The sequence below is a fragment of the Halopiger djelfimassiliensis genome (genome assembly GCF_000455365.1).
Taxonomy (GTDB): domain Archaea; phylum Halobacteriota; class Halobacteria; order Halobacteriales; family Natrialbaceae; genus Halopiger_B; species Halopiger_B djelfimassiliensis.
Map to the genome: position 1 here is coordinate 166,369 of NZ_HG315685.1, position 8,912 is coordinate 175,280.

8 protein-coding genes are annotated in these 8,912 nt (G+C 61.0%); all 8 read left to right on the plus strand.

Annotated elements, in window-relative coordinates:
- Positions 1–1,058: 1,058 nt before the first annotated feature.
- The gene (locus tag TX80_RS06670) at positions 1,059–1,850 is read left to right on the plus strand and encodes an HAD-IIA family hydrolase (RefSeq protein ID WP_049922355.1); all 792 of its coding nucleotides are present in this window, start codon (positions 1,059–1,061) and stop codon (positions 1,848–1,850) included.
- Positions 1,847–3,091 carry an MgtC/SapB family protein gene (locus TX80_RS06675; protein ID WP_049922356.1) on the plus strand — a complete coding sequence of 415 codons (1,245 nt, stop codon included), beginning with the start codon at positions 1,847–1,849 and terminating at the stop codon, positions 3,089–3,091. The genes TX80_RS06670 and TX80_RS06675 overlap by 4 nt, the downstream gene beginning before the upstream one ends.
- Before the next feature lie 97 nt (positions 3,092–3,188).
- The gene (locus TX80_RS06680) at positions 3,189–3,887 is read left to right on the plus strand and encodes a PQQ-binding-like beta-propeller repeat protein (protein ID WP_049922357.1); all 699 of its coding nucleotides are present in this window, start codon (positions 3,189–3,191) and stop codon (positions 3,885–3,887) included.
- A 97-nt stretch (positions 3,888–3,984) separates the two neighbouring features.
- Positions 3,985–5,100, plus strand: coding sequence for a phosphate/phosphite/phosphonate ABC transporter substrate-binding protein (gene phnD / locus TX80_RS06685; protein ID WP_049922358.1), 1,116 nt, complete (start codon positions 3,985–3,987; stop codon positions 5,098–5,100).
- Positions 5,101–5,149: 49 nt separating this feature from the next.
- Positions 5,150–5,971 (plus strand): phosphonate ABC transporter ATP-binding protein, encoded by an 822-nt coding sequence (phnC, locus tag TX80_RS06690; RefSeq protein ID WP_049922359.1) that lies wholly within the window; start codon positions 5,150–5,152, stop codon positions 5,969–5,971.
- A 32-nt stretch (positions 5,972–6,003) separates the two neighbouring features.
- Positions 6,004–6,843, plus strand: a complete 840-nt coding sequence (gene phnE / locus TX80_RS06695; protein WP_049922360.1) for a phosphonate ABC transporter, permease protein PhnE — start codon at positions 6,004–6,006, stop codon at positions 6,841–6,843.
- The gene (gene phnE, locus TX80_RS06700; protein ID WP_049922361.1) at positions 6,843–7,640 is read left to right on the plus strand and encodes a phosphonate ABC transporter, permease protein PhnE; all 798 of its coding nucleotides are present in this window, start codon (positions 6,843–6,845) and stop codon (positions 7,638–7,640) included. The genes phnE (TX80_RS06695) and phnE (TX80_RS06700) overlap by 1 nt, the downstream gene beginning before the upstream one ends.
- Positions 7,641–8,197: 557 nt before the next feature.
- Positions 8,198–8,884 carry a DUF5806 family protein gene (locus TX80_RS06705; protein ID WP_049922362.1) on the plus strand — a complete coding sequence of 229 codons (687 nt, stop codon included), beginning with the start codon at positions 8,198–8,200 and terminating at the stop codon, positions 8,882–8,884.
- Positions 8,885–8,912 lie beyond the last annotated feature (28 nt).

Genomic DNA, 8,912 nt, shown 5'->3' on the forward strand with positions numbered 1-8,912 from the left:
CTCCGTTGGACTCGGGGGACGATGGCGATTGGATTACATGTGTATTACTGTAAAGCACGGCAAGGCTGGGAGCAGAATACCACACAGTTTCGGATCTGAGGTCAGGGCCACCCCGAGCCGTTGGACGATCTATAATGCTACATAACGATATATAATACTATTTAGTTCTATGTAATAATTCGAGGATTCCGCCTCGAGCTCCTGTTCTGCGCTGGCTTTCGGTGGGATCGGAACAATATATCGACAGCGAATCGACCGACGCTTCAACTATTTGCAGTGCGTTCTACATAGTAAAAGATGTTCATGGTTCTCGGCTACGGAACCGTCCATTCGACTTCGATCGGAGCGGACGGTCGTCTGCCGATATCGTGTTTCTCGAGAAATGGTGTCTGTAAACGCCATTATAGCTGACAATCCACGCAGCAGTCCAACGGAGGGTGTCGGTGGAGGTTCCACTTGACGGGTTGTCCGTGACCCGGCACGCATCGTCCCTCGTGGCCACCCAGTTCGCGACGGTGCCCGGGATGAATCCGAGTCCGGGTCGGCGACGGTTCGTTCCCCCGGTATCGTACTGGGGCCGATCGGATGGGGACTCTTCCCATCGGCGTCGATTGGATCGATTCGGCCGGTACATTTTTCACTGTCGTCCGTGACCCTCACCACTGGCGGCAAGGAGGAGCTACTGTCCAGCGACTGCTTGTCTGTCACTGACCCACGTGCAGTGCGATCGGTAGGGTCCCCTGCCCTACTATCGCCAGTCACGACCACTCGATCAACCCCTGTCTTTCCCGGCGTTACGTCCTACAGTAGCGGCTCTTCCTCTCGATAACTCCGTGACACACGAGATGTCTCCCGACGATCACACAGTTGGAGCCGCTGATCGGCGGGGGTATCCCCAGTTTCGTCCTTTCTCTCCCGTTCGTTGGAAAACAATCAAAAATATATAGGTCTATATAGCAAGATATAGGGGTAACGGGGGGATATAGGGTTGGTCGTGAACACATGACTGTATCGAGCTATGATAGCCGTGGATGGATCGCTTCGGGGGGTGTCCTGTGATGACATCGTTCGAGGGAGCGATCGTCGATCTCGACGGGACGGTCTATCTCGGCGATGAACTCATCGAGGGCGTTCGGGAGGGGATCGAGTGCCTTCGATCGAGCGGTACCGAGGTTCTTTTCCTCACGAACAATCCGATACGCCGGCGTTCCGACTATCGAGATCGCCTCCGATCGTTTGGGATCGATGTCGTCTCCGAACGGATCGTCACCTCGGGATCGATCGCGGCCGAGTACCTCGCGACACGGCATCCGGACGCGGCGACCTACGTCGTCGGCGAGTCGGCCCTCGTCGCCGAACTCCGGGACGCGGACGTTCCGCTTACAACTGAGCCGAACGCGGCGGAAGTCGTTCTCGCCTCGATGGACCGATCGTTCGAGTACGCCGACCTCCGTGAGGTCCTCGAGGCGTTCGACGGCGAGTCCGCTCCGACGTTCTATGCGACGAATCCCGATCGAACGTGTCCAACCGCCGACGGACCGATACCCGATGCAGCGGCGATGATCGGCGCGATCGAGGGGGCCACCGGGCACGAACTCGACGCCGTGCTCGGCAAACCGTCGCCGACCGCCGTCGAAACTGCGGCCGGCCGACTCGAGACGGCACCCGAGAACTGTCTCGTCGTCGGCGATCGGATCGGAACCGACATCAGGATGGGCAATCGGGCCGGGATGACGACCGCGCTCGTCCTTTCCGGAGTGACGGACAGCACGGACGTTTCGGCGGCATCGACCGAACCGGACTACGTCCTCGAATCGCTGGGGCAAGTCGACTCCGTCCTTCGCTCATGATCGAACCCGACCTTCTCTCTCATATGGAAGAATCGGTCGCCAAACTCGTGTTGGCGACCCTGTTAGGGATGTTTCTGGGACTCGAGCGGGAGTGGTCACAGAAATCCGCCGGAATCAGGACGTTCGCCCTCATCAGTCTGCTGGCGGCGGTGTTTACGATTCTCGGTGATCAGGCACTGTTGCTGATCGGCGGCGTGCTCATCATCGCTCACGCGGTGTTGCTCGCGGCACGGAGTTTCATCGAGGAGGACATCGACGGTCTCGCGTTGACGACATCGGTGTCGATGCTGGTCACGTACAGTATCGGCGCGCTGGTCGCGAACGGCTTTTTCATCGAGTCGGTGACGGTCGCGGTCCTCTCGTCGCTTTTGCTCGTGTTGAAACGCGAACTCCACGAGTTCGCGTGGGGGCTCTCCCGGGAGGAGATGCGAAGCGCGGTGGAGTTCGTCATTCTCGCGTTCGTCATTTACCCGCTGTTGCCCAATGAGACGCTCGGACCGTGGGGGGCCGTCCAGCCGCGATTGATCTGGTCGCTGGTCATCGCGGTCAGTGCGATCGGTTTTATCAACTACGTCCTCGTCAAGAAGTACCAGGGACGCGGCATCGCGGTGACGGGGTTTTTCGGCGGACTCGTGAACTCGACGGCGGTCGTCGCCGAAATGGGAAAGCGAGCGAGCAACCAGACCGGGTTACTCGACCTCGCCGTGGGTGCGATCTTGCTTTCGAACGCGGCGATGGCGTTTCGCAACGCCGTCATCGTGATCGCCTTCGTTCCCGAAGCCGCGTCGGTGGTCGTGGCTCCTCTCGGAACGATTACGGTCGTCGGCGTCGGAATCGCGGTCTGGCAAAGCGACTGGCGGACGGATTTCGAAGCCGATCTGACCTCGCCGTTCAGTCTCAGAAACGCGTTGACGTTCGGTGCGCTGTTTCTCGGCGTGTTACTCGTTTCGGCTGGGGCCGAACAGATGTTCGGTACCACGGGCTTCCTCGCGACGACGTTTTTCGCCGGTCTGGTCTCGAGTGGCACGGCGACCACGACGGCCGTTTCGCTCGTCAGTACGGGACAGATCTCGAACGAGGCAGCCGTCGCGGGCGTCATCACCGGAACAGCCTCCAGCATCTTCGTGAAGACGATCTTCGCCGGAAGCATCTCGCGGGAACTCATCCGTCCGGTCCTGTTCTGGAACGTCGTCCTGATCGCGGTCGGGATGATCGCCGGCATCCCGTTCCTGTTGCTCTGAGCAACACGCGAGCGTTCCCCGCTGGACTCTCGCGATCGGAGTTCGGTGTGTCTCACCGACATCGTTTTGCCGGTGGCACGACATTGCACGGCTATCCATGCTCTTCGGCCGCAACCGTGATGCTCCCGCCCCCGGTCTCGATTGGGAACGGGATGGTCCGTGGCGCGACCACTCGACGTGTGCTCGCCGTGAAACCATCGAGTGGGACGAGCGGACCTACCTCTGTCGCGTCCGCCCGTCCCACGACGATACGTGGCGTATCGCCTACGGGACCCCGACCGGTGACGGACGATCCCGCGGGTTCCTGTTTCACGACGGATCGCTCGAGTGGACGACGCCGCTCGATTACCCCGTCACCGGGTTGGTCGCCGACGACGGCACGGTTGTGATTCTGGAAGGTGGGACGGCCGACGGACTCGACGGGACGCTCCGGGCGTTCGATTCCGCCGGGACAGCCATCCTGACGACGACGTTCGATGCGAACGTTTCCGATTGTGATCTGTCGACGGACGGTCGGATCGCCGCCGTCCGGACGAACCCGCCGGACGAACGGACGTACCTCTTTGACCTGCAGGACGGGGAGATCCGGTCGACACACGCGACCGACTGGGCCGCCCCGAGCTACGTTCGACTCTACTCGAGCGATAGTGCGTGGTACGCCTATCTGAGCCGCTCCCTCGAACGCAAGCCCCTGTACGCCGTCGATCCCGACGGCGAAATCGTCTGGGAGAACAGCACATACCGGAAGCTGAAACCGTTGAGCACCCGGATCGCATCGCGGCTCCCGTCCCGTTGATCGGCTGGGCTACCGATCGGCGTGTACAACTATCTGCCCTTCACGAACTTTAATAATGGTAAGATATTTATGCCATGTCCATCAATGACAGTCCGCAATGGCTCGAGAGAACACACCATGCTGCAGTATCTGCCGACGTGATCTCCTCGCGGGTACTGGTGCTGCGGCGACGGGAGCATTGGCGGGCTGTCTGGGTGGTTCCGGAGGCGACGAGATTCCGGACGACGCTGACGAGGATTTCCCCGAATGGGACCCCGAAGACCCTGCGTTCCCACAGCGAATGTCGACGCTGATGGACCACGACACCGGCCGAATCGAAGACATTCAGGCCTTCGAGGAGCGTGACGAACCGGTGTACGGGGATCCGGTTCAGGAAACGCCCGACGACGAGGACGAACTGATCGATCCGGATACGCTCACGTTCGCGATGACGCCGACGGAGGATCCGGCGGCCTACGAGGGGATGTTCGATCCCCTCATCGAGAACATCGAGGCCGAAACCGGCCGCGACGTGGAGAACAACCTGGTCCAGAACTACGCGGCGCAGGTGGAGGCGATGCGCAGTGAACGGCTCCACATCGCCGGGTTCTCGACCGGGCCGCTCCCCTTCGCGGTCAACCTCGCCGGTGCCGTCCCCTTCGCGATTCAGGTTTCGGAGGACGACGCCGGCTACTACCTCTGGGCGATCACCCACATGAGCAACACGGAGATCGACTCCGTCGAGGACTTCGCCGGCAAGGACGGGGCACACGGCGCACCGTCCTCGAACTCCGGGAACCTGATGCCGCGGGCGATCTTCGAGGACCGGTTCGACGTCGAACCTGGCGAGGATTACAGTGTCGAACACGTCGGCAGCCACGAGAACCTCGTCCTGACGATCTACCATCAGGACCACGAAGTGGCACCCGTCTGCAGCTACTGTGTGACTCGAGTCGCCGAACGCGGCGACGTCGACGCCGATGCGATCAAGGTCGTCTGGCAGAGCGATCCGATCGTCACCACCGGGTTCTCCTACCGGTATAACCTGCCGCCGGACGTCCAGGAGGGGATCGAACGTGCGTTCCTCGAGTACGATTACTCGGGTACCGAACTCGCCCAAGAGTTCGGCGGTCGCGGTCTCTTCACGGAGATCGATTACGCGACACACTGGCACGACGTGTTGCTCACCCACCGTGCAAACGGTGTCGACCTGACCGACCTCGGAGATATCTGATGCGCGTCGCTACCGTTTCATAACCAACTTAGTATTTGTAACGTAAACTATGCTGGAAATTACGGACTTAGAGAAAGTCTATCCAACCGGGGATAAGGCGCTAAACGGCGTTTCAATGGAAGTAGAGGGGAACGAAGTCGTTTCGATCATCGGCCCGAGCGGCGCGGGCAAGAGTACGCTTATCAAGTGCGTGAACCGCCTTACCGAGCCGACGGCCGGATCGATCACCCTCGACGGCGAGGAACTCACGTCGCTGTCGAAAACGGAACTCCGGAAGACCCGCCGGGACATGGGGATGATCTTTCAGGAGTTCAATCTGATCGAACGGCTCACCGTCATGGAGAACGTCCTCTCCGGCCGGCTCGGATACATGAGCAACCTCGATGCGTTCCGTCGGAACTTCGAGGAGGAGGACATCAAGAGCGCGTACGAGATTCTCGACCGGGTCGGCGTCGGCGGGATGGAAAACAAACGCGTCGACGAGCTGTCGGGCGGCCAGCGACAGCGGGTCGGCATCGCGCGTGCCGTCCTCCAGCGGCCCAAGATCCTTCTCGTGGACGAACCGACCAGTGCGCTGGACCCGGAGACGTCGTTTGCCGTCATGGACCTGTTGACCGAAATCGCCCGGGAGGAGGACATTCCCGTTTTGATCAACATCCACGAAGTGGAGCTGGCGCTCGATTACACCGATCGAATCGTCGGACTCACCGACGGCGAGGTGGTGTTCAACGGGACGCCGGACGAACTCGACGAGGAGGCGCGAAACACCATCTACCGGTCGGGCCAGTCGCGGGAGGAGATGGATGCACAGCCCACCCACCAACCCGGGACGTCAGACGTTGCTGACGTCGACAAAGAGACGTCGTTTTGAGATGATGGGGCAGCACGCTCGAGGTGATACCGATGAGTAACTCCGGTGTGGAAGGAACGGAAGACGTGTCGGTCGGTGAGTATCCCGACTCCTGGAAGCGGCCGACGGTCTTCTACAACGAGCGGGTCAAGTACGCACTGTACGTCCTTATCGTATCGTTCGTGTTGTGGAGTGCGTGGCAACTCCGGCCGAACCCGTCCCGATTGATCGGCGGTATCGACGCCGCATACGAGCTGTTGCGGACGATGTTCCCGCCGGACTTCAGTCCCGACGCCCGGGAGCGTATCTGGGATAAGATGATCGAGAGCATCGCGATGTCGATCGTCGCGACGGTGATCGGGGTCGCGATCAGCCTCCCGATCGCCGTCATGGCGGCCGAAAATCTCGTTCCGAAACCGGTGTACTACGTCGGTCGGGCGCTCGTCTCGATCTCGCGGTCCCTTCACGCGCTCGTGTTGGCGATCATTGCGGTCGTCGCCGTCGGACTCGGTCCGCTCGCGGGCGTGATCGCGCTCGTGATCGCGACGCCGGGATTCTTCGCGAAGCTCCTGAGCGAGGAGCTAGAGGACATCGACGAGGGGCAGGCCGACGCGGTCCGGGCCGCCGGCGGCAGCCGCCTGCAGGTGTTGCTGTACGGCGTCGCGCCGCAGGTCGTCCCCCGGATGATCGGACTTACGATCTATCGGTGGGACATCAACATCCGGGCCAGCACCATCGTCGGTATCGTCGGTGCTGGTGGGATCGGCGTCACCCTGCTCAACTCGTTCGACCGCTACGAATACGACTTCAGCCTCGCGATCATCCTCGCGATCATCGCCGTCGTCATGTTCGGTGAAATACTCAGTGCAGTCGTCAGACGGAGGGTCCAATAATGTCGCACGAACAACGAACCACGTGGCAAAAGCACGACCGCAGGACGCGACTGCTCCGGTACGCCGCGCTCGTCCTGGCGGCGTGGATCACGTACGAATCGTGGCAAGAGCTCGACATCCGGTACACGTTTATCGTGGACGCACCGAAGAACCTCGCCGATCTGTTGTTCCGGATGTATCCGCCGGACCCCGCCTACGCGGCGGAAATCGTCACCCCGATGGTCGAAACGATCAACATCGCGGTCTTCGGGACCGGGCTGGCGATTCTCATCTCCCTGCCGATCGCCTACATCGGCGCGGAGAACACCACGCCGAACGCGGCCACGTACGTGCTTGGGAAATTCGTTATCGTCGCGACGCGCTCGGTCAACGTGATCATCTGGGCGCTGTTTTTCGTCGTGATCTTCGGAACGGGGGCGATCTCGGGCGTTCTCGCCGTCGCGTTCCGCTCGATCGGCTTCGTCTCGAAGCTCATCGCGGAAGGGATCGAAGAGATCGACCCCGGACAGGTGGAAGCGATCCGTGCGATGGGTGGCTCCCCGATCGACGTCATCGTCTACGGGATCGTCCCGCAGATCAAACCGACCTTCGTCGGCGTCGCGACCTACCGGTGGGACATCAACGTCCGTGAAGCCACCGTGATCGGTTTCGTCGGGGCCGGCGGTATCGGCGTCAAACTCGATACCGCGATCAACTTCTTCCAGTGGGCGAACGTCCTGACCATCCTGATCGCCATCCTCGTGGTCGTGATCTTCAGCGAAGTCGTTTCGGCGTACCTTCGCAAGAAGGTCAGCTAGACGGCTCGTCGGCTTCCGACCGACGTTCCTCGAGCCACCGACGTTCGATTCGGCCGCCGCGAGGCCGCCGAATTCTCATGCGGAACTGGCGGTGGGAATCCGACTCAACTGTCCTAATATGTTGGATTCACAGACATTATTGTACTTTCCAACCCGCCCGTGCCTGTGACAGCTACCGAGACGACTCTTCGCTCGCTCGACCCGATTCGGTGATCGGCAATCGGCCGGTATTGCGCTGTAAAACCGTTTGAGGGGCAGTTCTACTCATGGTCGAACTCGACAGGCCAGAATCACGCTTATGTGGTTCCGAAAGGCCGTTTTATGGCACAGTAGACGCTTATTTTCCGGTTTCCGGTCGTCGGCGGAGACGTCCCGTTGTCGGATACACTGCGTTTCGATAATGTTCTGTCTTCTCGAGATGTTCACAGACATGTTTGATTCAAATAATAAATCAGTGGCCGAGGACTGGCTCCCGTGACCAGACTGGTATCGAATCGGCTGGGTCGGTCGGGCCATCGAGAACAACCCTTATCTCGAGGGTCTGGTAATACGCGGGCATGGACGAGGACGGATCGAACCGACGGCAAGCGACCGACGACCCCGACGGGGCCGTCGAACCCACCGAGTCATCGCCGACCGATCGGACGGCGTCCGCGGGGGCGGACGACGGAGACGCCGGCGACGACGGGGCCTCGAGCGACGGCGGCCCGATGCCGAACGTTCCGGACCCCGAACCCGAGACATCGGACGTCCCGGAGGACGTCCGGAAGTACGCGCGGTTCAAGAAGATGGACGGGGCACAGTACGATCGGGTCAACGACTTCCTCCGGGACCGGACCTACATCACCGCCCGCGAGTGGGCCATCGCCCGACTCTGTTCCGATTTCCGGACCGAAACCGGCGTCGAGATGACCAAAATCGGCGAGAACCTGCCCGAACTCGTCCCGTTCATGACCGACACGTACACGCCACAGGCGGTCAATCAGGCCAGAGCCTCATTCGAGGAGAAGGTGCGCAAGGCCGGGGCGACCTTCCTCTATGGGGCGATGTGTGACTTCTTCACCGCCGAGGAACTCGACGACGTGATGTACGAGTCGACCGAGGTCGCCAAGTTCCTGCTCGAGGTCGAAGGTGTCGATCTGTCCGTCGAGGAGGAACTCGAGGCCGAAGAGCGGATCTCGAGCGTCATGCGCGAGGTTCGCGAGGCAAGCGAGGAGTTGCGCAAGGAGGAACAGGCGGAGTAATCGCTACCCCACTCTCCGCGGCGAGGGT

What these genes read in the sequence shown, in the direction of transcription:
- phnD (WP_049922358.1), top strand. Translation starts at nt 3,985, where the DNA reads ATGGCTCGAGAGAACACACCATGCTGCAGTATCTGCCGACGTGATCTC.
- TX80_RS06705 (WP_049922362.1), top strand. Translation starts at nt 8,198, where the DNA reads ATGGACGAGGACGGATCGAACCGACGGCAAGCGACCGACGACCCCGAC.
- TX80_RS06680 (WP_049922357.1), top strand. Translation starts at nt 3,189, where the DNA reads ATGCTCTTCGGCCGCAACCGTGATGCTCCCGCCCCCGGTCTCGATTGG.
- phnE (WP_049922360.1), top strand. Translation starts at nt 6,004, where the DNA reads ATGAGTAACTCCGGTGTGGAAGGAACGGAAGACGTGTCGGTCGGTGAG.
- TX80_RS06675 (WP_049922356.1), top strand. Translation starts at nt 1,847, where the DNA reads ATGATCGAACCCGACCTTCTCTCTCATATGGAAGAATCGGTCGCCAAA.
- phnC (WP_049922359.1), top strand. Translation starts at nt 5,150, where the DNA reads ATGCTGGAAATTACGGACTTAGAGAAAGTCTATCCAACCGGGGATAAG.
- phnE (WP_049922361.1), top strand. Translation starts at nt 6,843, where the DNA reads ATGTCGCACGAACAACGAACCACGTGGCAAAAGCACGACCGCAGGACG.
- TX80_RS06670 (WP_049922355.1), top strand. Translation starts at nt 1,059, where the DNA reads ATGACATCGTTCGAGGGAGCGATCGTCGATCTCGACGGGACGGTCTAT.